Origin of the sequence: Pseudomonas avellanae BPIC 631, assembly GCF_000444135.1 — a bacterium.
Taxonomy (GTDB): Bacteria; Pseudomonadota; Gammaproteobacteria; order Pseudomonadales; family Pseudomonadaceae; genus Aquipseudomonas; species Aquipseudomonas avellanae.
In genome coordinates this window covers 1-21,007 of sequence record NZ_ATDK01000566.1, presented here as the reverse complement: position 1 = coordinate 21,007, position 21,007 = coordinate 1, and the positions used below count along the sequence as shown (strand labels likewise).

The 21,007-nt window shown below is 60.1% G+C and carries 19 protein-coding genes and 1 pseudogene; 16 read left to right on the top strand and 4 right to left on the bottom strand.

Annotated elements, in window-relative coordinates:
- Positions 1 to 2: 2 nt before the first annotated feature.
- Positions 3 to 1,538, bottom strand: a complete 1,536-nt coding sequence (locus DW49_RS0125890) for an HDOD domain-containing protein (RefSeq protein WP_005620893.1) — start codon at positions 1,536 to 1,538, stop codon at positions 3 to 5.
- Between the two features lie 206 nt (positions 1,539 to 1,744).
- On the opposite strand from DW49_RS0125890, the gene motA reads away from it, so the two are divergent.
- Both motA and motB read left to right on the top strand, forming a co-directional pair.
- A complete protein-coding gene (gene motA / locus DW49_RS0125885; RefSeq protein ID WP_005620892.1) occupies positions 1,745 to 2,596 on the top strand; it encodes a flagellar motor stator protein MotA in 852 nt (283 codons plus the stop codon).
- A 3-nt stretch (positions 2,597 to 2,599) separates the two neighbouring features.
- Positions 2,600 to 3,616: a flagellar motor protein MotB gene (motB, locus tag DW49_RS0125880; RefSeq protein WP_005620890.1), complete on the top strand. Its 1,017-nt coding sequence runs from the start codon at positions 2,600 to 2,602 to the stop codon at positions 3,614 to 3,616.
- 65 nt (positions 3,617 to 3,681) lie between these two features.
- Here motB and rsgA read toward each other — a convergent pair whose 3' ends face one another.
- Positions 3,682 to 4,713: a small ribosomal subunit biogenesis GTPase RsgA gene (gene rsgA / locus DW49_RS0125875; protein ID WP_017684193.1), complete on the bottom strand. Its 1,032-nt coding sequence runs from the start codon at positions 4,711 to 4,713 to the stop codon at positions 3,682 to 3,684.
- A gap of 108 nt (positions 4,714 to 4,821) precedes the next feature.
- Between rsgA and orn the strand changes: the two genes are divergently transcribed.
- On the top strand, positions 4,822 to 5,358 hold the full coding sequence (gene orn, locus DW49_RS0125870) for an oligoribonuclease (RefSeq protein ID WP_005620889.1): 537 nt from the start codon (positions 4,822 to 4,824) through the stop codon (positions 5,356 to 5,358).
- A 96-nt stretch (positions 5,359 to 5,454) separates the two neighbouring features.
- The gene (locus DW49_RS0125865) at positions 5,455 to 6,066 is read left to right on the top strand and encodes a trimeric intracellular cation channel family protein (RefSeq protein WP_005620887.1); all 612 of its coding nucleotides are present in this window, start codon (positions 5,455 to 5,457) and stop codon (positions 6,064 to 6,066) included.
- A 51-nt stretch (positions 6,067 to 6,117) separates the two neighbouring features.
- On the opposite strand, the gene queG is transcribed toward DW49_RS0125865, so the two are convergent.
- On the bottom strand, positions 6,118 to 7,206 hold the full coding sequence (queG, locus tag DW49_RS0125860) for a tRNA epoxyqueuosine(34) reductase QueG (RefSeq protein WP_005620885.1): 1,089 nt from the start codon (positions 7,204 to 7,206) through the stop codon (positions 6,118 to 6,120).
- Positions 7,207 to 7,269: 63 nt separating this feature from the next.
- On the opposite strand from queG, the gene DW49_RS0125855 reads away from it, so the two are divergent.
- From DW49_RS0125855 to DW49_RS0125800, 12 genes and pseudogenes are all read left to right on the top strand, one after another.
- The gene (locus DW49_RS0125855; protein ID WP_005620884.1) at positions 7,270 to 8,760 is read left to right on the top strand and encodes a bifunctional ADP-dependent NAD(P)H-hydrate dehydratase/NAD(P)H-hydrate epimerase; all 1,491 of its coding nucleotides are present in this window, start codon (positions 7,270 to 7,272) and stop codon (positions 8,758 to 8,760) included.
- A 29-nt stretch (positions 8,761 to 8,789) separates the two neighbouring features.
- Positions 8,790 to 9,218: a tRNA (adenosine(37)-N6)-threonylcarbamoyltransferase complex ATPase subunit type 1 TsaE gene (gene tsaE, locus DW49_RS0125850; protein WP_007244610.1), complete on the top strand. Its 429-nt coding sequence runs from the start codon at positions 8,790 to 8,792 to the stop codon at positions 9,216 to 9,218.
- A 14-nt stretch (positions 9,219 to 9,232) separates the two neighbouring features.
- Positions 9,233 to 10,648, top strand: coding sequence for an N-acetylmuramoyl-L-alanine amidase (locus DW49_RS0125845; RefSeq protein WP_003380703.1), 1,416 nt, complete (start codon positions 9,233 to 9,235; stop codon positions 10,646 to 10,648).
- On the top strand, positions 10,648 to 12,591 hold the full coding sequence (gene mutL, locus DW49_RS0125840) for a DNA mismatch repair endonuclease MutL (protein ID WP_005620882.1): 1,944 nt from the start codon (positions 10,648 to 10,650) through the stop codon (positions 12,589 to 12,591). The genes DW49_RS0125845 and mutL overlap by 1 nt, the downstream gene beginning before the upstream one ends.
- A complete protein-coding gene (miaA, locus tag DW49_RS0125835; RefSeq protein ID WP_003380708.1) occupies positions 12,592 to 13,563 on the top strand; it encodes a tRNA (adenosine(37)-N6)-dimethylallyltransferase MiaA in 972 nt (323 codons plus the stop codon). It begins immediately after the preceding gene.
- A 92-nt stretch (positions 13,564 to 13,655) separates the two neighbouring features.
- Entirely contained in the window at positions 13,656 to 13,916 is a 261-nt protein-coding gene (hfq, locus tag DW49_RS0125830; RefSeq protein WP_002551819.1) for an RNA chaperone Hfq, read from the top strand.
- A 12-nt stretch (positions 13,917 to 13,928) separates the two neighbouring features.
- Positions 13,929 to 15,230 carry a ribosome rescue GTPase HflX gene (gene hflX, locus DW49_RS0125825; protein WP_005620878.1) on the top strand — a complete coding sequence of 434 codons (1,302 nt, stop codon included), beginning with the start codon at positions 13,929 to 13,931 and terminating at the stop codon, positions 15,228 to 15,230.
- 96 nt (positions 15,231 to 15,326) lie between these two features.
- Positions 15,327 to 16,514, top strand: a complete 1,188-nt coding sequence (gene hflK, locus DW49_RS0125820; RefSeq protein WP_003380712.1) for an FtsH protease activity modulator HflK — start codon at positions 15,327 to 15,329, stop codon at positions 16,512 to 16,514.
- Positions 16,514 to 17,383, top strand: a complete 870-nt coding sequence (gene hflC, locus DW49_RS0125815) for a protease modulator HflC (protein WP_003380713.1) — start codon at positions 16,514 to 16,516, stop codon at positions 17,381 to 17,383. Before hflK ends, hflC begins: the two co-directional genes overlap by 1 nt.
- Positions 17,384 to 17,651: 268 nt before the next feature.
- Positions 17,652 to 18,839: an ATP phosphoribosyltransferase regulatory subunit gene (locus tag DW49_RS0125810; protein ID WP_005620877.1), complete on the top strand. Its 1,188-nt coding sequence runs from the start codon at positions 17,652 to 17,654 to the stop codon at positions 18,837 to 18,839.
- A 54-nt stretch (positions 18,840 to 18,893) separates the two neighbouring features.
- Positions 18,894 to 20,186, top strand: coding sequence for an adenylosuccinate synthase (locus DW49_RS0125805; RefSeq protein WP_003422343.1), 1,293 nt, complete (start codon positions 18,894 to 18,896; stop codon positions 20,184 to 20,186).
- A 171-nt stretch (positions 20,187 to 20,357) separates the two neighbouring features.
- A pseudogene (locus tag DW49_RS0125800) lies at positions 20,358 to 20,813 on the top strand (methyl-accepting chemotaxis protein); the annotation flags it as partial.
- 48 nt (positions 20,814 to 20,861) lie between these two features.
- Here DW49_RS0125800 and DW49_RS1000000134435 read toward each other — a convergent pair.
- Positions 20,862 to 20,972, bottom strand: a complete 111-nt coding sequence (locus DW49_RS1000000134435; RefSeq protein ID WP_081681992.1) for an SPOR domain-containing protein — start codon at positions 20,970 to 20,972, stop codon at positions 20,862 to 20,864.
- Positions 20,973 to 21,007: the final 35 nt, after the last annotated feature.

The window sequence follows — 21,007 nt, the reverse complement described above, 5'->3', positions numbered from 1 at the left end:
CCTCACGCTTTGCGATGACTAAAGATGCCAAGTGCCCGCTCAATGCATTGCGCGGTTTTTCCGAAGGCCTGAACGGAAATTTCCGACAAGGCCCCTCCACCCTGATCGGCGACCACCAACAACATGACCTTGCCGTTGTTGCTCAGCGAACGAATCAGCCAGTGCTGGCCACTGAACAGCGTTTTTAGCGGCGCAGGCAACAGCGCAGAAAACTGCGCAATGTTGGCGGGCGTCATGCGCAACTGCGTCGGTTGGGTCAGCAGGCGTTGCAGTACGGTGCTTTCCTTGGTGAACAGCTGCATGGCTGCCGCTTCCGCTGGCAGGCCGGTCGTCTGATTGACGCGCAGCACGGTCGAGGTCTTGTCCAGCATCAGCAGCATGACCCGCTCCATGCCGCACGACATGAACGCGTCGCGAGCGGTGGTGGTCAGGTGCATGGCGTTGATGAACGGGCTGGGCTCTTGCAGCAATTCGGCGCAATGTTTGCGCCACAGTTGCAGGGCGTCGGCCGAGGGCGGCGGTGCCGGTTCGTTGTCGCGCCTGACGCGCCGTGCATCCCAAGGCCATATCAGCGATTCGGCCGGGTGCCAGAGGTCTTTTTCCGAATGAATACGTGCGCTGCTGGCGGCGTTCTGGTGCGCCTGCTGCTGCACATCGCTGAGCGGTTGTTGCAGGTACAGGCTGGTCAGCCGCTCCCAGCGCAGACAATGCGGGCTGTTCCAGGCATTTTGCGCCGCCAGTGCCAGGCCGTTGCCCAGCAACACGGTATTGGCCGGCTGATTCAGCCAGCGGCGCAGATTCGGGTCGGCGTCCATAAGCTGTTGCTGTTGCAGCGGGCTGTTTTTTTCGCGAGAAATACGCAACACCTTGGCCAGGTCGCGCCGTTCATTGATCAGCAGTTTGTAGCCGCGCGTGACCCATATTGGCAGGCGCCAGAACTCGGCGAGGGCCAGGCACAGTTCCAGCAGGTTGACGCCAAACAGCTCTTTTTCCACCGCAAGGCTGGACTGGCCCTTATGGATGACCCGCAATTCCAGCTCTTCCAGCAGTTTCGGGTAAGCCAGCGCCATTGGCCACAGCGGCGAAAGAAACAGCAGGCTGCCCATGTGGATGTCCTGCCAGAGCCGCGCAAGGCGGCTGGCAAACAGCCCGTTGGCCTGTTGCGTGGCGTGCTGGCTGACCAGAATCAACTGCCGGTAGGCGGCCGGGATTTCCTCAGGCGGTTTGGCCGGCAGGCGCCCCAGAAGTATTTCGGTACGCGCCAGACCCAGACGGTTTATCGCGATTTCGAGGCTCTCGGCCTGTTCGGTCAAACCATGGGTGTGATGATTGGCCTCGCGCATCACGCTGAGCACCAGCGCAGGGCTTTCCTGCATCATTTCGGCGATTTCACGCAGCGAGCGGCGGCTGTCGTTCAACGCTGAACGAACGTGAGCATGATTGACGGCCGGCACCGGCAGTGCGATGCCGTCAAGCTGTTTGACCCAGGCATCAAGCGTCTTGGGAGCCAGATGATGTGCTACATGTGCTGTCGACATTCTATGGCCTGTGCGGCTGATTATCCGGGCTGGAAGACTGCCAGTGTGCGGGGTTGGACAGCCAGTTTCATCTTTTTATCGGACCGGGAAAATGGTTTTTCACAAGAACCGGCTATAGTCTGGCCCAGTTAGGCCGATAAGGAGAAGAAGAGATTCAAGAACTTCCGGACTGTCCCTGAACCCGACTCAGTAAAGTATTTTTTCCTATGGCTAAAATTATCGGCATCATTGTCGTTATCGCGAGTGTCCTCGGCGGATACGTACTGTCCCATGGCAAGATCATGGCGCTGTTCCAGCCCTACGAGGTCTTGATCATCGGCGGTGCTGCACTGGGCGCGTTCCTCCAGGCCAACCCTGGCTACATGACCATGCACGTGTTCAAGAAGTCGCTGAAGATGTTCGGTTCGCGCTTCACGCACGCCTATTACCTTGAAGTGCTGGGGCTGGTGTACGAAATCCTCAACAAAAGTCGTCGTGAAGGCATGATGGCGATTGAAGGGGATATCGAAGACGCTGCCTCCAGCCCGATCTTCGCCAAATACCCTGGCGTGCTTAAAGATGAACGTATGACTGCGTACATCTGCGACTACCTGCGCATCATGTCGTCCGGCAACATGGCTCCCCATGAGCTGGAAGGCCTGTTCGACATGGAGCTGCTGAGCATGAAAGAAGAGCTCGAACATCCGTCCCATGCCATTACCGGTATCGCCGACGGAATGCCCGGTTTCGGTATCGTTGCGGCGGTACTCGGTATCGTGGTGACCATGGCGTCGCTGGGGTCGGGCGACAAGGCTGCTATCGGTATGCACGTAGGTGCGGCGCTGGTAGGTACATTCTTCGGTATTCTTGCGGCTTACGGCTTCTTCGGGCCTCTGGCCACCAGCCTTGCGCATGATGCCAAGGAAGAAATGAACGTCTATGAGAGCATCAAGGCGTCGCTGGTGGCTTCAGCCTCTGGCATGCCGCCTTCGCTGGCCGTCGAGTTTGGCCGCAAGGTTCTCTATCCGCTGCATCGCCCCAGCTTCAGCGAGCTGGAACAAGCGGTTCGCGGTCGCTAAGTCATGGAAAATAATCAGCCGATTATCATCAAACGCGTAAAGCGCTTTGGTGGCGGACATCACGGCGGTGCCTGGAAAATCGCGTTTGCCGACTTCGCGACGGCGATGATGGCGTTCTTTCTGGTGCTGTGGCTGATGTCCTCCGCAACGCCGGAACAGTTGCTCGCGGTGGCCGGTTACTTCAAGGACCCGGTCGGTTTTTCGGACAGCGGCTCGCCCTATGTGATCGACCTGGGTGGCTCGCCAGAGATGTCGCCGAACCAGACGCTCAATCCTGAGGTCAAGACCACGCCTTCTCCAGACACGGTGCCTATCGAGGCCGAAACCTCGGAGACCAAGGCCGAAGCGGTCGAGCAGGAGCGTCTGGAGATGCTGCTGCAGGAACTGCAGAACAAGGTCGAGGAAAACCCGCAACTGCAGAAATTCAAGGACCAGATTCTGTTCGAGATTACCCAGGACGGTTTGCGTATCCAGATCATGGATGCCGACAACCGGCCGATGTTCGACTCGGGCAGTGCGCGTTTGAAGCCGTATTTCGAAGATATTCTGCTGGCGTTGGCTGACACGATCAAAAGTGTGCCGAACAAGATCAGCATCAGTGGTCATACCGACGCGACGCCATTCGTTGGCAATAACGGGTTTGGCAACTGGGAGCTTTCGGCCAACCGTGCCAACGCGGCTCGCCGTGCGCTGGTGGCCGGCACTTATCCCGAGGAGCAGGTCGCCAGGGTAGTGGGCCACGCCTCTTCGGTGCTGTACGACCGGGATAATCCTACTGGCCCGATCAACCGCCGTATCGACATCGTTGTTCTGACCAAAAAGGCTCAGCAACGTATAGAAGGCGACCAGAACTCGGGTGCTGCACCGTCAGCACCATCCGCGCCTGCGACTCCGGCAGCGCCCGGTGCTGCCACGGGCACTGCGCCAGACCCACAGGCCTACGCCCAGCCACACGAGATCCGGCAGAAGCTGAACATCTTCGATGAGGGCAAGTTACGGGTTGAGCCGGCCCAGAACTGAGCCGCAACACACTCACACAAAAACGCCGCGATCATCGCGGCGTTTTTGTGTGGGGCTTTCAGGTGTCAGTAACTGTCTTGCGGCAGGCTGGCAATGATCGAACGATAGCTGTTCATGCGCTGCTGTTGCACGCGACCGTCTTCCAGACCCTTGAGCAGGGCACAACCCGGTTCGCGGTCGTGTTTGCAGTCGCGGAAACGGCACGTGCCGATCAGGTCGTTGAACTCGATGAAGCCGGCTTCAACGTCTGCCCGGCTGACGTGGCCCAGGCCAAACTCACGAATACCCGGTGAGTCGATCAGGTCGCCGCCGCGCGGAAAGTGAAACAGGCGGGCGGTGGTGGTGGTGTGCGTGCCCTGGCCGGACACTTCGGACAGCGGGCCGACGCGGGTGTCGGTTTCCGGCAGCAGGCTGTTGACCAGCGAGGACTTGCCGACACCGGACTGACCGACGAACACACTGATGTGCCCGTCAAGCTGGCTTTGCAGCGACTGCATACCGTCGCCCTGATGTGCGGACACTTCCAGTACCGGGTAACCGAGCGTGCGATAAACCGCCAGCAGCGCATTGAGCGCAGGCGCGTTCTGTTCGTCGATCAGGTCAGCCTTGTTGAGCAGCAGCAACGGATGAATACCGGCGTGCTCGGCAGCGACCAGATAACGGTCGATCAGGTTGGCGTGCGGCTCGGGCATTGGCGCAAAGACAATCACGATCAGATCGACGTTGGCGGCCACAGGCTTGAGCTGGCCGCGAGAGTCGGGGCGGCGCAGTTCGGTGGTGCGCGGCAATTGCGCGACGATCACCCCGATGCCCTGATTGCCGGCACGCCAGACAACGCGGTCACCGGTGACCAGTGCAGGCAGGTTGGCGCGCAAGTGGCAGCGGAATACCTGGCCGACTTGTTCGCCTTCCTGCGCTTCGACTTCGACCTGTACGCCAAAGTGAGCAATCACCAGACCTGTCTGCTCGGGGCCAAGGTCGCCGCCCTCCAGTGTTTCAAGCGTGACGGACTCGCGCTTTGCCGCGCGGGCCGCACGTTCGCCCTGAATTTTTTCGATGCGCCAGTTCTGACGACGATTGAGTTGGCGTTTGGCCATGGGTGTTCCGATGTGAAGTAAACAATGAATTAGGCAGTACGTTTGATCGGCAGGAGTCTAGCACGGCAGGGTGAGCTAAACTGCGCGCCTACGCTGAGGAGTCGACACATGCAGAACAAGCAGAACCTGATCTGGATCGATCTGGAAATGACCGGTCTGGACCCTGATACCGATGTCATCATCGAAATGGCCACAATCATCACGGACAGCGAGCTGAACACCCTGGCTGAAGGGCCGGTGATCGCCGTGCACCAGAGCGATGAGACGCTGGCAAAAATGGATGAGTGGAACACTCGCCAGCACGGCGGCTCGGGCCTGACCCAGCGCGTGCGCGAAAGCACCATCAGCATGGCCGAAGCCGAGGCGCAGACTCTTGAGTTCATCAAACTGTGGGTGCCGGAGCGCAGTTCGCCGATCTGTGGCAACAGCATCTGCCAGGACCGCCGCTTTTTGTATCGCCACATGTCGGCACTGGAAAACTGGTTCCACTATCGCAACCTGGACGTCTCGACCCTCAAGGAGCTGGCCGCACGCTGGGCTCCCGAGCTTAAATTCAAGAAAGGCAGCACGCACCTGGCGCTGGACGACATTCGTGAGTCGATCGCCGAGTTGCGCTTCTATCGTGAGCACTTCATCAAGCCTTGATCACGACGCGCGCGTGCAGTGAATAATCTTCGCTGCACTCTTTCAGTGCGCAGGTCCGCTGGTTAGACTGCGCGCCTTTGTCGCAGAGTCGCCGCCATGTTGCTGATGCTTTATCTGATCGCCATCACCGCTGAGGCCATGACCGGCGCGCTGTCTGCCGGGCGTCGCGGGATGGACTGGTTCGGCGTGGTGCTGATCGCCTGCGTGACCGCGCTGGGCGGTGGTTCAGTGCGTGACGTGCTGATCGGTCACTACCCGCTGACGTGGGTCAAGCACCCGGAATACCTGATGCTGACCAGCGTGGCGGCGTTGGTGACGATTTTTATCGCACCGCTGATGCGCCACCTGCGCTCGCTGTTTCTGGTGCTTGATGCGTTGGGGCTGGTGGCCTTCACCCTGATCGGCTGCATGACGGCGCTGGAAGCGGGGCACGGTCTGGTGATCGCGTCAGTATGCGGCGTCATCACGGGGGTATTCGGCGGCATCCTGCGCGATATTTTCTGCAACGACATTCCGCTGATCTTCCGCCGCGAACTCTACGCCAGCGTGTCATTTCTGGCCGCGTGGTGTTTTTTGCTGTGCCAGTACCTGCAACTGCCCAACGAACAGGCCGTGCTGATCACCCTGTTCGGCGGCCTGCTGCTGCGCCTGCTGGCCATCCGCCTCCACTGGGAAATGCCCAAGTTCGTCTATAAAGACGAGCCCTGAAGCTTGTAGGAGCGAGCTTGCTCGCGAAGAGGCCAGCACACGCGCTGCCAATTAAAACGTCGCCACACCATGCCGCTGCAACGCCCATTCCACATGTTCCCTGACCAGCTCCGACGGGTAATCGCGCCGTGCTTGCAGGGCTTCGATCACCGGTATGGTGGAGGGCGCATTGCCCAGGCCGACGGCCAGGTTGCGTAGCCAGCGTTCGTAGCCGGCGCGGCGCAGGGGTGAGCCTTCGGTGCTGCTGAGGAATTTATCTTCATCCCACAAAAACAGCTCGGCCAACCCGGCGTTGTCCAGGTTATGGCGCGGCTGGAAATCGCTCTGGTCGGTTGGGCGCGCAAAGCGGTTCCACGGGCAGACGATCTGGCAATCGTCACAGCCGAACACCCGATTGCCGATCAAGGGCCGCAGCTCTTCGGGAATCGCGGTTTTAAGCTCTATGGTCAGGTAGGAGATGCACCGTCGCGCATCCAGCACATAGGGCCCGACAAAGGCCGCCGTCGGGCAGATGTCCAGGCAGGCCGTGCAACGCCCGCAGTGCTCCGTGGCGTGAGGTGCATCCACCGGCAGCGGGATATCGACAAACAGCTCGCCGAGGAAGAAAAAGCTTCCGGCCTTACGGTTGAGCACCAGTGTGTTCTTGCCGATCCAGCCCAGCCCTGCCTGCTCGGCAATGGCTTTTTCCAGCACCGGCGCGCTGTCCACGAACGCCCGAAAGCCAAACGGCCCGATGGCCTGCTGGATGCGCTCGGCCAGTTGTTGCAGGCGCTTGCGGATCAGCTTGTGATAGTCGCGGCCCAGGGCGTAGCGGGACACATAGGCTTTTTCCGGCTCGGTCAGGCGTTGCGCCATCTCGGTGTCGCCGGGCAGATAGTCCATGCGCAGCGACACCACGCGCAACGTTCCCGGCACCAGTTCGTCCGGGTGGGAACGTTTGCTGCCGTGGGCGGCCATATAGTCCATTTCACCGTGATAGCCTGCGTCAAGCCAGCGCTGCAAGTGCTGCTCGTGCTCTGCCAGGTCAAGCCCGCTGATCCCGACTTCCTGAAAGCCCAGCTCACGCCCCCACGCCTTGATCGACAAGGTAAGGGCGGCAAGATCATCAAGTGTGGGAAGTGCAGCAGTAATAGCGGACATGCGCAGAGAGAAACCGGGGCCAAGGTGCGTATAATTCTGCCAGACATCGGAGCCTATAAACGCATGTTCGACACTAAACCTCATTTACCCGACGCGCTGTACACTGCGGCGCAGGTCCGCGACCTCGACGCGCGGCTGATTGCCGCCGGTACGCCGGGCCTGGAATTGATGCAACGTGCAGCCCACGCCACATGGCGCGCGATACGTCGGCGCTGGCCCGAGGCGAACCAACTGACGGTGCTGGCCGGACGTGGCAACAATGCCGGCGACGGTTATCTGGTGGCCGCGCTGGCGCACAAGGCGGGCTGGCAGGTCAACGTGCTGGCCGTCGGTGATCCGGTTGGGCTGACAGGCGATGCAGCGTCCGCGCACGCAGCGGCTGTCGGTATCGACACGCAAGCCTGGGCCGGGCAGCCGCTGGCCGGTGTGGTGCTGGACGCCTTGCTCGGCACCGGGCTCAACGGCGAGGTGCGCGAGCCCTACCTTTCGGCCATCAACGCGATCAATGCCAGCGGCCTGCCGGTTGCAGCCGTGGACATTCCCTCGGGCCTGAGTGCAGACACCGGGCAGAAATCGGGTGCGACAGTGCGCGCCGACCTCACCGTCACCTTTATAGGCCTCAAGCTGGGGCTGCTGACCGGCGATGCGGCGGATCTGGTCGGCGAGCTGGTTTTTGATGATTTACAGGCCGATCCGGCACTGGTTGCGCAGACGCCCGCCAGCGCCAAGCGTCTCGATGCGCACAACCTTCCTTATCTGGCACCGCGTCCGCGCACAGCCCATAAAGGTCTGTTCGGGCGCGTGCTGGTCATCGGTGGCGATCACGGCTTTGGCGGTGCCGCGTTGCTCTGCGCTGAAAGTGCCTTGCGCAGCGGGGCGGGCATGCTCACGCTGGCGACCCGCGCCGAGCATGTCCCGGCAGCCCTGACACGCATGCCGGAAATCATGAGCGCGGCCATTCGCTCGGCAAACCAGTTGATGGCGTTGATCGAGCCGGCCAGCGTACTGGTGGTCGGGCCCGGCATGGGGCAGGGCAGTTGGGGACGCAGCCTGTTGTCGGCTGCCGCCAACGCCGACAGGCCGCAGGTCTGGGACGCCGATGCGTTGAATATGCTGGCGACCGGGCAGGTGAGTCTGCCGAAAAACAGCGTCATCACTCCGCATCCGGGCGAAGCCGCGCGTTTGCTGGGTGTCGGCATAAAGGCCATTCAGGCCGATCGCCCTGCCGCTGTACGGGCGCTGGCCCGTAAATTCAATACCGTTTGTGTACTCAAGGGCTCGGGCAGCCTGATTGCCGATGCCGACGGGCGGCTGGCCCTGTGCAATCATGGGCACCCGGCGATGGCCACTGCGGGGCTCGGCGATGTGCTGGCCGGGTTGATCGGCGCGCTGATGGCGCAACACCTGACGCCATTCGATGCTGCCTGCCTGGCCGTGTGGCTGCACGCCAGCGCCGGTCAGAAAGTGGGTGACTCCGGTCGTGGGCTGGCTGCCAGCGATATTATTCCCGCCATTCGTCAGTTATTGGAGGAGCTGCAACCGTGTCTGATTTAACGCTGCATGTGGTTGGCGAAGAGGCAATGATGAGTTTTGGTGCACGCCTTGCGCAGGTCACCGAGGGTGCAGGCGTGATCTTTCTGGACGGCGATCTGGGCGCCGGAAAAACCACCCTTTCGCGGGGCATGATTCGCGGGTTCGGGCATGCCGGGGCTGTCAAGAGCCCCACGTTCACGCTGGTCGAGCCTTACGAAATCGGCGCAATACGCGTGTTTCACTTCGACCTGTATCGACTCGTCGATCCTGAAGAGCTCGAGTACATGGGCGCACGCGATTACTTCGATGACGATGCACTTTGCCTGATTGAATGGCCCCAGCGTGGTGCAGGCTTTTTGCCAAAGCCTGACCTGACCATTACCATTGGGCCGCACGGCGAAGGTCGGTCCGTGATATTGAGCCCGCTGGGCTCGCGTGGTGAGCGCTGGTGTGCCACTTTGGCTTTGGAATTCAAATAGATATGGGGTTAGGTATGCGCATGCGCGCGCTGGTTACTGTAGTTGGTCTGCTGTTGATGGCCCTGGCTGTCGAGGCGGTTGCCGCTACGCAAGTACGAAGTGTCCGCTTATGGCGAGCGCCGGATAACACGCGTCTGGTGTTCGACCTGTCCGGGCCCGTCCAGCACAGCGTATTTACCCTGACGTCGCCTGATCGTCTGGTGATCGATATCAATGGCGCCACCTTGGGTGGCCCGCTGAACGTGTCGACCGCCAATACGCCGATCAGCAGTATGCGTTCGGCTCAGCGCACGCCTACCGACCTGCGCGTGGTCATCGACCTGAAAAAGGCCGTGACCCCCAAAAGCTTCACGCTCGCGCCGAATCAGCAATACGGCAACCGTTTGGTGGTTGACCTGTTCGACAACGCCGCCGACGCCAACCCGACGCCGGTGATCCCGGATACTGCCGCCAACACTGCGCCAGCGGTTCCGGTGAGCCCGGCCAAGCCCGAAATCAAACTGACGCCGGTGCCTAACGGCAAGCGCGACATCGTGATCGTGATCGATGCCGGGCACGGCGGGGAAGACCCGGGTGCCTCGGGTGGTGCGGGGCAGAAAGAAAAGAACGTGGTGCTGTCGATCGCCAAAGAGCTGCAGCGTCAGGTCAATGCTGAAAAAGGCTATCGCGCCGAGCTGACCAGGACCGGCGACTACTTTATTCCGTTGCGCAAACGTACCGAGATCGCCCGTTCCAAGGGCGCCGACCTCTTTGTGTCGATTCACGCTGACGCTGCGCCGTCCACGGCAGCCTTTGGTGCGTCGGTGTTCGCGCTGTCTGATCGCGGCGCGACGTCTGAAACCGCGCGCTGGCTGGCGGACAGTGAAAACCGTTCCGACCTGATCGGTGGCGCCGGTGCGGTAAGTCTCGATGACAAGGACCGTATGCTTGCCGGTGTGTTGCTGGACTTGTCCATGACCGCCTCGCTGTCTTCAAGCCTGAACGTCGGTCAGAAAGTGTTGAGCAACATTGGCCGAGTGACCTCGCTGCACAAATCCCGCGTCGAACAGGCCGGCTTCATGGTGCTCAAGTCGCCGGACATTCCGTCGATTCTGGTGGAAACAGGCTTCATCTCCAACGCTAATGAAGCTAACAAGCTCTCTTCTGCGTCGCACCAGCAAGCCTTGGCGCGTTCGATCAACTCTGGCGTGAAACAGTTCTTCCAGCAGAACCCGCCGCAGGGCACCTATATCGCCTGGCTGCGTGACACCGGCAAGCTGGCCCAGGGGGCGCGCAACCATGTGGTGCGCTCCGGCGAAACCCTGGCCATGCTCGCGGCGCGCTATGACATGAACATCGCCACGCTGCGCAGTGCCAATAACCTGAAAACCGATGAATTGAAAATCGGCCAGGACCTGCGAATTCCGAGCGCCGAGGTTGCGACCCAGTAATGACTGATCTTCTCCTTGACGGCAGCGAAGCCGATAACGCGCAGACTGTCCTGAACGCTGCGCGCATTGAACTGCTCAGCCCGCGTCTGGCCAACCAGATCGCCGCGGGCGAGGTGGTCGAGCGTCCGGCGTCGGTGATCAAGGAACTGCTGGAAAACAGCCTTGATTCTGGCGCTAGACGCATTGATATCGATGTCGAGCAGGCCGGCATCAAGCTGCTGAAAGTGCGCGATGACGGCAGCGGAATTTCCTCCGACGACCTGCCGCTGGCTCTGGCGCGACACGCAACCAGCAAGATTCGTGACCTGGAAGACCTTGAAAGGGTCATGAGCCTGGGTTTTCGCGGTGAGGCGCTGGCGTCGATCAGCTCCGTGGCGCGCCTGACACTGACCTCGCGCACCCGCGACGCCGATCAGGCCTGGCAGGTCGAGACCGAAGGGCGCGACATGGATGCGCGCGTGCAGCCTGCTGCGCATCCGGTGGGCACGTCTGTGGAAGTGCGCGACCTGTTCTTCAATACACCCGCACGGCGCAAGTTTCTCAAGGCCGAGAAAACCGAATTCGATCACTTGCACGAAGTCATCAAGCGTATGGCGCTGGCGCGTTTCGATGTCGCCTTTCATTTGCGTCACAACGGCAAGACCGTGCTCAGCCTGCATGAAGCCCATGACGACACCGCCAGGGCGCGGCGCGTCTCGGCCATTTGCGGGCCGGGCTTTCTGGAGCAGGCGCTGCCTATCGAGATCGAACGCAACGGCCTGCATCTGTGGGGCTGGGTCGGGCTGCCGACGTTTTCGCGCAGCCAGGCTGATTTGCAATATTTCTTTGTGAATGGCCGTGCGGTGCGCGACAAACTGGTTGCCCACGCGGTGCGTCAGGCGTATCGCGATGTGCTGTTCAACGGCCGTCATCCGACGTTCGTGCTGTTTTTTGAGGTTGACCCGGCGGCTGTCGACGTCAACGTTCACCCGACCAAACACGAAGTGCGTTTCCGTGACGGGCGCATGGTGCATGATTTTCTGTATGGCACGTTGCACCGCGCGTTGGGCGATGTGCGCCCGGAAAACCAATTGGGCGGCAGCGTGCCGGTTGCCGCCGAACCTCGGCTGACCGGGCCTGACGCCGGTGAGTTCGGGCCGCAGGGCGAAATGCGTCTGGCCAACAATGTGCTGGAGCAGCCGCAGGGCGAGCCTTTCGCCAGGCCTGCGGGCAGCGGTTCCGGCAGCGGTTATCAGTATCAGTACTCGCCACGGCCCACTACGGGCGTGCCGGTTGCCGAAGCGCAGAGCGCCTATCGAGAGTTTTTCGCGCCACTGCCCGGCACCACGCCGTCAGCGCTGCCTGAGTCGCCCAGCGATATTCCGCCGCTGGGCTACGCACTGGCGCAGCTCAAGGGTATCTACATTCTGGCTGAAAACGCCCACGGGCTGGTGCTGGTGGACATGCATGCCGCTCACGAGCGGATCATGTACGAGCGCCTGAAAATTGCGATGGCCAACGAAGGCCTGAGCGGCCAGCCTTTGCTGGTGCCTGAGTCCATTGCGGTCAGCCAGCGCGAAGCGGACTGCGCCGAAGAACACATCACAACGTTCCAGCGCCTGGGTTTCGAGCTTCAACGGCTTGGCCCGGAAACTCTGGCGATTCGCCAGATTCCTGCGTTGCTCAAGCAGGCCGAGGCCAACCGGCTGGTCAGTGACGTGCTGGCCGACCTGATGGAATACGGCACCAGCGACCGAGTGCAGGCGCACATGAACGAGTTGCTCGGCACCATGGCGTGCCACGGCGCTATTCGCGCCAATCGGCGCCTGGCCATTCCGGAAATGAACGGCCTGCTGCGCGACATGGAAAGCACCGAGCGCAGCGGACAATGCAACCACGGTCGTCCTACCTGGACACAGATGGGTCTCAGTGACCTGGACAAATTATTCCTGCGCGGTCAATGAATGAACGCTTTACCTCCGGCCATCTTTCTCATGGGCCCTACCGCCGCAGGCAAGACCGACCTTGCGATAGAGCTGAGCAAAGTGCTGCCCTGCGAGCTGATCAGCGTCGATTCGGCGCTGGTCTATCGCGGTATGGACATCGGCACCGCCAAGCCGTCGAAAGCGCAACTGGCTGAATTCCCGCACCGCCTGATCGACATTCTCGACCCCGCGCAAAGCTACTCCGCCGCTGACTTTCGCAGTGACGCGCTGGCCGCCATGGCAGAAATCACCGCACGCGGAAATATTCCTTTGCTGGTCGGCGGCACTATGTTGTATTTCAAGGCTCTATTGGACGGGCTGGCGGATATGCCGGCCGCCGATGCAGCTGTCCGGGCGCAGCTTGAAGCCGATGCGCAGGCCTTTGGCTGGCAGTCGTTGCATGATCAATTGGCGGTGGTCGACCCCGTCTCGGCGGCACGGATTCACCCCAATGATCCACAGCGACTGATCAGGGCTCTGGAGGTTTATCGGGTGAGCGGAATGAGCATGACCGCACACCGCGAGCAACAAACTGCGCAAAGTACCGAAGCGGCCGCATCAGGGCGCCAGCAATTGCCCTATACTGTCGCAAATCTTGCTATCGCTCCGGCTGATCGCAAGGTGCTGCACCAACGCATCGCGTTACGTTTCGAGCAAATGCTGGATCAGGGGTTTCTGGACGAAGTACTGGCATTACGCTCAAGAGGCGACCTGCATGCCGGGTTGCCCTCGATTAGAGCAGTCGGTTATCGCCAGGTCTGGGATCACCTGGATGGAAAGCTGACGCGGGAAGAAATGCAGGAGCGCGGCATCATTGCAACGCGCCAGCTGGCCAAAAGGCAGTTCACCTGGCTACGTAGCTGGGAGGATCTGCACTGGTTGGACAGCCTGGCCAGCGACAATCTGTCGCGCGCCTTGAAATACCTGGGATCGGTCTCCATATTGAGCTGAGTCTCTGCAATAGCCGTCTATCCTTGGGGGGTGGCCGGTAAGCCAATCGAATTCGATTTATTATTTTATTGATCCTTAAAGGAGTGCGGCACATGTCAAAAGGGCATTCGCTACAAGACCCTTACTTGAACACCTTGCGAAAGGAGAAGGTCGGCGTCTCGATCTACCTGGTCAACGGTATCAAGCTGCAGGGAACGATCGAGTCTTTCGACCAGTTCGTCATTTTGCTGAAAAACACTGTCAGCCAGATGGTCTACAAACACGCCATTTCCACCGTCGTACCGGTTCGCCCGATTCGCCTGCCTAGCGCTACCGACGCTGACGGCGCTGACGCCGAGCCAGGTAACGCCTGATAGGAGTCTGCCTTGTTCTTTGAGCGCCACAGTGGTGGTGAACGCGCAATTCTCGTTCATCTGGATGGTCAGGACCCTGAGGCGCGCGAAGATCCGCAGGAGTTTCAGGAGCTGGCCATATCGGCCGGTGCTGATACCGTTGCGTTTATCAACGTGCCGCGTCATCGGCCATCGGCCAAATACCTGATTGGCTCTGGCAAGGTCGAGGAGCTTCGCGACCAGGTCAAGGCCGAGCAGGCCGATCTCGTTATCTTCAATCACACCCTCACGCCCAGTCAGGAACGTAACCTCGAACGTGTTTTCGAGTGTCGCGTACTTGATCGCACGGGTCTGATCCTCGATATCTTTGCGCAGCGAGCGCGTACTCACGAAGGCAAGCTGCAGGTCGAACTGGCCCAGCTTGAGCACATGAGTACCCGTCTGGTCCGTGGCTGGACTCACCTTGAGCGACAGAAAGGTGGTATTGGCCTGCGCGGTCCGGGTGAAACCCAGCTCGAAACCGACCGTCGTCTTCTGCGGGTTCGCCTGCGGCAGATCAAGGGGCGCCTAGAGAAGGTCCGCAGTCAGCGGGACCAGGCACGTCGCGGACGTCGGCGCGCCGACATTCCTTCGGTTTCACTGGTGGGCTATACCAACGCCGGCAAATCGACGCTTTTCAACTCGGTCACCGATTCGGACGTATTCGCCGCCGATCAGCTGTTTGCGACCCTCGATCCGACCCTGCGTCGTCTGCAACTCAACGACCTGGGGCCGATCGTACTGGCTGACACCGTGGGCTTCATTCGCCATCTGCCGCACAAACTGGTAGAAGCCTTTCGGGCGACACTTGAAGAATCGAGCAACTCCGATTTACTGCTGCACGTGATCGACTCGCACGAGCCTGATCGCATGTCGCAGATCGAGCAGGTCATGGCTGTGCTCGGTGAGATCGGTGCCGAGGGCTTGCCGATCCTCGAGGTCTATAACAAACTCGATCTGCTTGAAGGCGTGGAGCCTCAGATACAGCGTGATGCCGATGGCAAACCGCAGCGTGTCTGGGTCTCTGCCCGTGATGGTCGAGGGCTGGACCTGCTCAAGCAGGCTATTGCCGAATTGCTCGGCGACGACCTGTTTGTTGGCACGCTGCTTTTGCCTCAAAGTCTTGCCCGGCTGCGTGCCCAGTTTTTTGAACTGGGTGCGGTGCAGAGCGAAACGCATGACGAGGACGGTGCCAGCGTGTTGGCGGTGCGATTGCCGCGCGTTGAACTCAGTCGTCTGGTGAGTCGCGAAGGATTGCAGCCACTGGAGTTCATCGAACAACACACTTTGCAATAAAAGCACGAGAAAGCCGTTGTACGGCTTTCGCGAGCATTCTGTAGCATTGGTCGGCGCGCCGCAGGCGCGTCTTTGCTTTATCAGATGGAGAGCGCTATGGCTTGGAATGAGCCGGGTGGCAACTCGAATAATCAAGATCCCTGGGGTGGCAAACGCCGTGGCGGCGACCGCAAGGGGCCACCTGATCTCGACGAGGCCTTCCGTAAGCTGCAGGAAAGCCTGAAGGGGTTGTTCGGTGGCGGTAACAAACGTGGCAGCGATGGCGGCAACGGCAATGGCGGTGGTTCAGGCAAGGGCGGTGGCTTTGGCCTGCTCGGCATTGGCTTGGTCGTGCTCGTCGCTTTCTGGCTCTACAGCGCTATCTATGTTGTCGATGAGCAAGAACAGGCTGTCGTGTTGCGTTTTGGCCAGTACCACGAAACCGTGGGGCCGGGCCTTAACATCTACTTCCCGCCGTTCGATCGCAAGTACATGGAAAACGTGACTCGCGAACGTGCCTACAGCAAGCAGGGCCAGATGCTCACCGAAGACGAGAACATCGTTGAAGTGCCACTGACCGTGCAGTACAAGATCAGCAATCTGGAAGCTTTCGTCCTGAACGTCGATCAGCCTGAAATCAGCCTGCAGCACGCGACTGAAAGTGCGTTGCGCCACGTTGTGGGTTCCACGGCGATGGATCAGGTACTGACTGAAGGCCGTGAACTGATGGCCAGCGAAATCAAGGAGCGTCTGCAACGTTTCCTCGATACCTACGGCACCGGTATCACCGTCACTCAGGTGAACGTGCAGAGCGCTGCCGCGCCACGCGAAGTTCAGGAAGCGTTCGATGACGTGATCCGCGCCCGTGAAGACGAGCAACGTTCACGCAACCAGGCTGAAAGCTACGCCAACGGTGTCATTCCGGAAGCCCGCGGTCAGGCTCAGCGCATCCTCGAAGATGCCAATGGCTACCGTGATGAAGTGGTTTCGCGTGCCAAGGGTGAGGCTGATCGCTTTACCAAACTGGTCGCCGAATACCGCAAGGCGCCTGAGGTCACTCGCCAGCGTCTGTATCTGGACACCATGCAGGAAGTCTTCAGCAACACCAGCAAGGTTCTCGTGACCGGTGACAAAGGGCAGAACAACCTGCTTTACCTCCCGCTCGACAAGATGATCGAAAGCAGCCGCAGCACTACCGGCAATGGCTCAGCTACCGGCGCGCCATCTCAGTCCAATACTGATGCTGCCGCGCGAGCGGCCGATACTCAGCAGCGCGGTGAAGTGCGTACAAGGGAGACTCGCTGATGAGCAATAAATCGCTGATCACCCTTATTGTTGGTGTGGTACTGGCAGTCGTTGCCTGGAACAGCTTCTACATAGTGTCCCAGACCGAGCGTGCGGTGTTGCTGCAATTCGGCAAGGTGGTTCAGGCTGACGTCAAGCCGGGCCTGCATGTGAAGGTCCCTTACGTGAACCAGGTGCGCAAGTTCGACGGACGTCTGCTGACGCTCGATGCGCCTACCCAGCGCTTTCTGACGCTGGAAAAGAAAGCCGTCATGGTCGATGCCTACGCCAAATGGCGCGTGAAGGATGCGGAACGTTTCTATACCGCAACTTCCGGCCTCAAGCAGATTGCCGACGAGCGACTCTCGCGTCGTCTGGAATCCGGCCTGCGTGACCAGTTCGGCAAGCGCACCCTGCACGAAGTGGTGTCGGGTGAGCGGGATGCGCTGATGGCTGACATCACGGGTTCGCTGAACCGCATGGCTGAGAAAGAGCTGGGTATCGAAGTACTCGATGTCCGGGTCAAGGCCATCGACCTGCCCAAGGAAGTGAATCGCAGCGTTTTCGAGCGGATGAGTACCGAGCGTGAGCGTGAAGCGCGCGAGCACCGTGCCAAGGGTAACGAGCTGGGTGAAGGCATCCGTGCCGACGCCGATCGTCAACGGCGTGTGTTGCTGGCAGAAGCCTATCGCGAGTCTGAAGAGGCGCGTGGTGATGGTGATGCCCAGGCTGCTGCGATCTATTCCAAGGCCTACGGTCAGGATCAGGAGTTCTACGCTTTTTATCGTAGCCTGCGTGCCTACCGCGAAAGCTTTGCGAACAAGAGCGACGTGATGGTGCTTGATCCAAACAGCGAATTCTTTCGCTACATGGAAAAAGCCAAGCCGTAATTAATCACCCGCCGGGCGGCAAAACCGCCCGGTGGGGTGAACGTACGGTGAAACGTGTGTATCATGCGGCAGCCGGGAAATTCCCGGCTTTTTTGCGTCTGCACGATTGATTGGCCGTCTCTGAATCAGAACGCGGCAAAGTTTTTCGAGGAAAGTGGTCCAAGGCCTGTCTCGGGCATTTGTCGTGCCCGTCATACGGCGCACCACTTTCTGCTTCACTCAAGGCTGGCCTGTAGGCTGGCCGCCTGGATCACAGGGGAATGGCGTAATGGCAACGGTTGACCGCTGGCTGCTACCAGATGGCATCGAAGAAGTACTGCCACCGGAAGCGGCGCGCATTGAAGTAGCGCGTCGTCAGGTGTTGGATCTGTTTCAGAGCTGGGGCTATGAGTTTGTCGTCACCCCGCATATCGAGTATCTGGAGTCGCTGCTGACAGGGGCGGGTTCGGATCTGGATCTGCGCACCTTCAAGGTTATCGATCCGCAATCGGGCCGGCAGATGGGCTTTCGCGCCGACATCACGCCGCAGGTTGCACGCATCGATGCCCACACGCTCAAACGTGAAGGCCCGAGTCGTCTGTGCTATGCGGGCAGCGTCCTGCACGCCCAGCCGCGCGCGCTGTCTTCGTCGCGCAGCCCGATTCAACTCGGTGCCGAGTTGTACGGCGACGCAAGCCCTAGCAGTGATGTCGAGGTCATCAGTCTGATGCTGGCCATGCTGCAACTGGCCGATGTGCCAGACGTGCACATGGACCTCGGGCATGTCGGCATCTACCGTGGTCTGGCGCGTGCCGCCGGCCTGTCGGGCGAAGTCGAGCAGCAGTTGTTCGATGCGTTGCAACGCAAGGCCATCGACGAAGTTGTTGCCCTGACGGCCAATCTGCCGCAAGAGCTGGCTTCGATGCTGCGTGCACTGGTTGATCTGTGCGGTGGTCGTGAGGTGCTGGATGCGGCCCGTGACCGTCTGGCTGGCGCACCTGCGCCGGTGCTGGCAGCGCTGGATGACCTGCTGGCCATCGCTGATCGTCTGGCGGCGCGTTTCCCGCAACTGCCGTTGTATTTTGATCTCGGCGAACTGCGTGGCTACCACTACCATACCGGTGTGGTATTCGCCGTGTTCGTACCGGGCGTAGGGCAGTCGATTGCCCAGGGCGGTCGTTACGATGACATCGGTGCCGACTTCGGTCGTGCGCGTCCGGCGACCGGCTTTTCCACTGACCTGAAAACCCTGGTCACCCTGGGCCAGGCAGAAATCGTATTACCGTCCGGTGGCATCTGGATGCCGGACAGCACGGATGCGGCACTCTGGCGGCAGGTTTGCCAGTTGCGCAGCGAAGGTCAGCGTGTGGTTCAGGCCTTGCCTGGGCAACAGGTGAGCGCGGCGCGTGAAGCCGACTGTGACCGGCAATTGATTCAGCATGGCGAGCACTGGCAGGTAATGCCGCTGGCTTCTTGAGTATTCCTGCCGGCCGCCGCCGGCACCAAGTTTGCGTGAATGAGGACAAGTGTTATGGGTAAGAATGTCGTAGTCCTGGGCACTCAATGGGGTGATGAGGGCAAAGGCAAGATCGTTGATCTGCTGACCGAACATGCTACCGCCGTAGTTCGCTATCAGGGTGGTCACAATGCGGGCCACACTCTGGTGATCGACGGTGAGAAAACCGTATTGCACCTGATTCCGTCCGGTGTACTGCGCGAAGGCGTGCAGTGCCTGATCGGTAACGGTGTGGTGGTTGCTCCCGACGCGCTCCTGCGCGAAATCATCAAGCTGGAAGAGAAAGGCATTCCGGTGCGCGAGCGCCTGCGCATCAGCCCGTCCTGCCCGCTGATCCTGTCGTATCACGTTGCGCTGGATCAGGCGCGTGAAAAGGCCCGTGGCGAGTTCAAGATCGGCACCACCGGTCGCGGCATCGGCCCCGCTTACGAAGACAAGGTTGCACGTCGCGGTTTGCGCATCGGCGACCTGTTCCATCGTGAACGCTTCGCTGCCAAGCTGGGCGAGCTGCTCGACTACCACAACTTTGTGCTGGTCAATTACTACAAAGAGCCTGCCATCGACTTCCAGAAGACACTCGACGAGTGCATGGAATACGCTGACATGCTCAAGCCGTTGATGCTCGACGTCACTGCTGCGCTGCATGAAATGCGTCGCGACGGCAAGGACATCATGTTCGAAGGTGCCCAGGGTTCGTTGCTGGACATCGACCACGGTACCTATCCGTACGTCACCAGCTCCAACACCACGGCGGGCGGCATCGCCACCGGTTCCGGTTTTGGTCCCATGTACCTGGATTACATTCTGGGCATCACCAAGGCTTACACCACACGTGTTGGCTCGGGTCCGTTCCCGACCGAACTGTTTGACGATGTCGGTGCTTTCCTGGCCAAGCGCGGTCACGAGTTCGGTGCTACCACCGGTCGCGCCCGTCGTTGCGGCTGGTTCGATGCCGTCATCCTGCGCCGCGCCATCGAAATCAACAGCATCTCGGGCTTGTGCCTGACCAAGCTGGACGTGCTCGATGGTCTGGAAACCATCAACATCTGCATCGGCTACGAGAACGAAGAAGGCGCGGTCATTGATGCGCCTACCGACGCTGACAGCTACCTGGGTCTGCGTCCGGTCTACGAAGAAATGCCGGGCTGGAGCGAGTCCACACTGGGCGCCAAGACCCTTGAAGAGCTGCCAGCCGCTGCGCGCGCCTACATCAAGCGCGTCGAAGAGCTGGTCGGTGCGCCTATCGATATCATTTCGACCGGTCCTGACCGCAACGAAACCATCGTACTGCGTCACCCGTTCGGCTGATCCATCGCCGGGCACCACAAAAAAGGGTCGCATTTGCGGCCCTTTTTGCGTTCAGCGTCGGGTGGGTTCAGTTCGGCAAAAGTGAGACTTGTGTCACGGCACGACGCTTGCTACAAAGATGACAGAAAAGTGCCATCATTTTACTGGCGCTGTGGGTGGAAGGATTCTCCTGTGTCTGCAGTCTTGTCTCTCTTGCAAAGTCGTTTGCTGCGCCCAGTCTTTATTGCGCTGGGCATTGCCCTTTTGGTGCAGGTCATCGTGGCGGTTGCTCTTACCCGGAGCACGGTCACGGCGCTTGAGGCGGATCTTGCCAATCGCCTTGGGGTAGATTCGCAACACCTTTCCTCGGAGCTTGAGCTGGCGAGTAGCGAAGTGACGTCGAGCCTCGACGCCCTGTCTGCCAGTACCCGCCAGCGCCTGAGTGTCGGGCTGTCGACGCGCCTGAAAGAAGAGCAGGCGCAGCTGCGTGCCACGCTTGAAAAAGACCTGAGAGAATCCGCCACCGACATGGCCGAATTGCTGGCCGCCGTCGCCCCGCGAGCCATGTGGGATAACGATACGCCAACCCTTTCCGAATTTGCCCAGCGCGCCCAGCGCAATCCCAACGTGTTGTTCGTGGTTTATGAGGGATCGATAGAGAAAATGGACAAAATCGTACGTTAAGCATTCGACCTGTCAGGTTGAGACCATAGAGATAAACGCCTCGGCGTCAGAAAATGCAGAAAACGGCCCTAGTCTGACGCGGTGCCAGTGAGCAGCCTGACGCCGGGTTGAGGTATACCCCAAGTGATACGAAAATCAGCACGAACAGATTTCAGCTT

Excerpts from the sequence above, each read along its gene's own strand:
- motA (WP_005620892.1), top strand. The coding sequence starts at position 1,745 with ATGGCTAAAATTATCGGCATCATTGTCGTTATCGCGAGTGTCCTCGGC.
- miaA (WP_003380708.1), top strand. The coding sequence starts at position 12,592 with ATGAACGCTTTACCTCCGGCCATCTTTCTCATGGGCCCTACCGCCGCA.
- motB (WP_005620890.1), top strand. The coding sequence starts at position 2,600 with ATGGAAAATAATCAGCCGATTATCATCAAACGCGTAAAGCGCTTTGGT.
- DW49_RS0125845 (WP_003380703.1), top strand. The coding sequence starts at position 9,233 with ATGCGCATGCGCGCGCTGGTTACTGTAGTTGGTCTGCTGTTGATGGCC.
- hflK (WP_003380712.1), top strand. The coding sequence starts at position 15,327 with ATGGCTTGGAATGAGCCGGGTGGCAACTCGAATAATCAAGATCCCTGG.
- hflC (WP_003380713.1), top strand. The coding sequence starts at position 16,514 with ATGAGCAATAAATCGCTGATCACCCTTATTGTTGGTGTGGTACTGGCA.
- DW49_RS0125855 (WP_005620884.1), top strand. The coding sequence starts at position 7,270 with ATGTTCGACACTAAACCTCATTTACCCGACGCGCTGTACACTGCGGCG.
- mutL (WP_005620882.1), top strand. The coding sequence starts at position 10,648 with ATGACTGATCTTCTCCTTGACGGCAGCGAAGCCGATAACGCGCAGACT.
- rsgA (WP_017684193.1), bottom strand. The coding sequence starts at position 4,713 with ATGGCCAAACGCCAACTCAATCGTCGTCAGAACTGGCGCATCGAAAAA.
- tsaE (WP_007244610.1), top strand. The coding sequence starts at position 8,790 with ATGAGTTTTGGTGCACGCCTTGCGCAGGTCACCGAGGGTGCAGGCGTG.
- DW49_RS0125890 (WP_005620893.1), bottom strand. The coding sequence starts at position 1,538 with ATGTCGACAGCACATGTAGCACATCATCTGGCTCCCAAGACGCTTGAT.
- DW49_RS0125865 (WP_005620887.1), top strand. The coding sequence starts at position 5,455 with ATGTTGCTGATGCTTTATCTGATCGCCATCACCGCTGAGGCCATGACC.
- hfq (WP_002551819.1), top strand. The coding sequence starts at position 13,656 with ATGTCAAAAGGGCATTCGCTACAAGACCCTTACTTGAACACCTTGCGA.
- orn (WP_005620889.1), top strand. The coding sequence starts at position 4,822 with ATGCAGAACAAGCAGAACCTGATCTGGATCGATCTGGAAATGACCGGT.
- DW49_RS0125810 (WP_005620877.1), top strand. The coding sequence starts at position 17,652 with ATGGCAACGGTTGACCGCTGGCTGCTACCAGATGGCATCGAAGAAGTA.
- queG (WP_005620885.1), bottom strand. The coding sequence starts at position 7,206 with ATGTCCGCTATTACTGCTGCACTTCCCACACTTGATGATCTTGCCGCC.
- DW49_RS0125805 (WP_003422343.1), top strand. The coding sequence starts at position 18,894 with ATGGGTAAGAATGTCGTAGTCCTGGGCACTCAATGGGGTGATGAGGGC.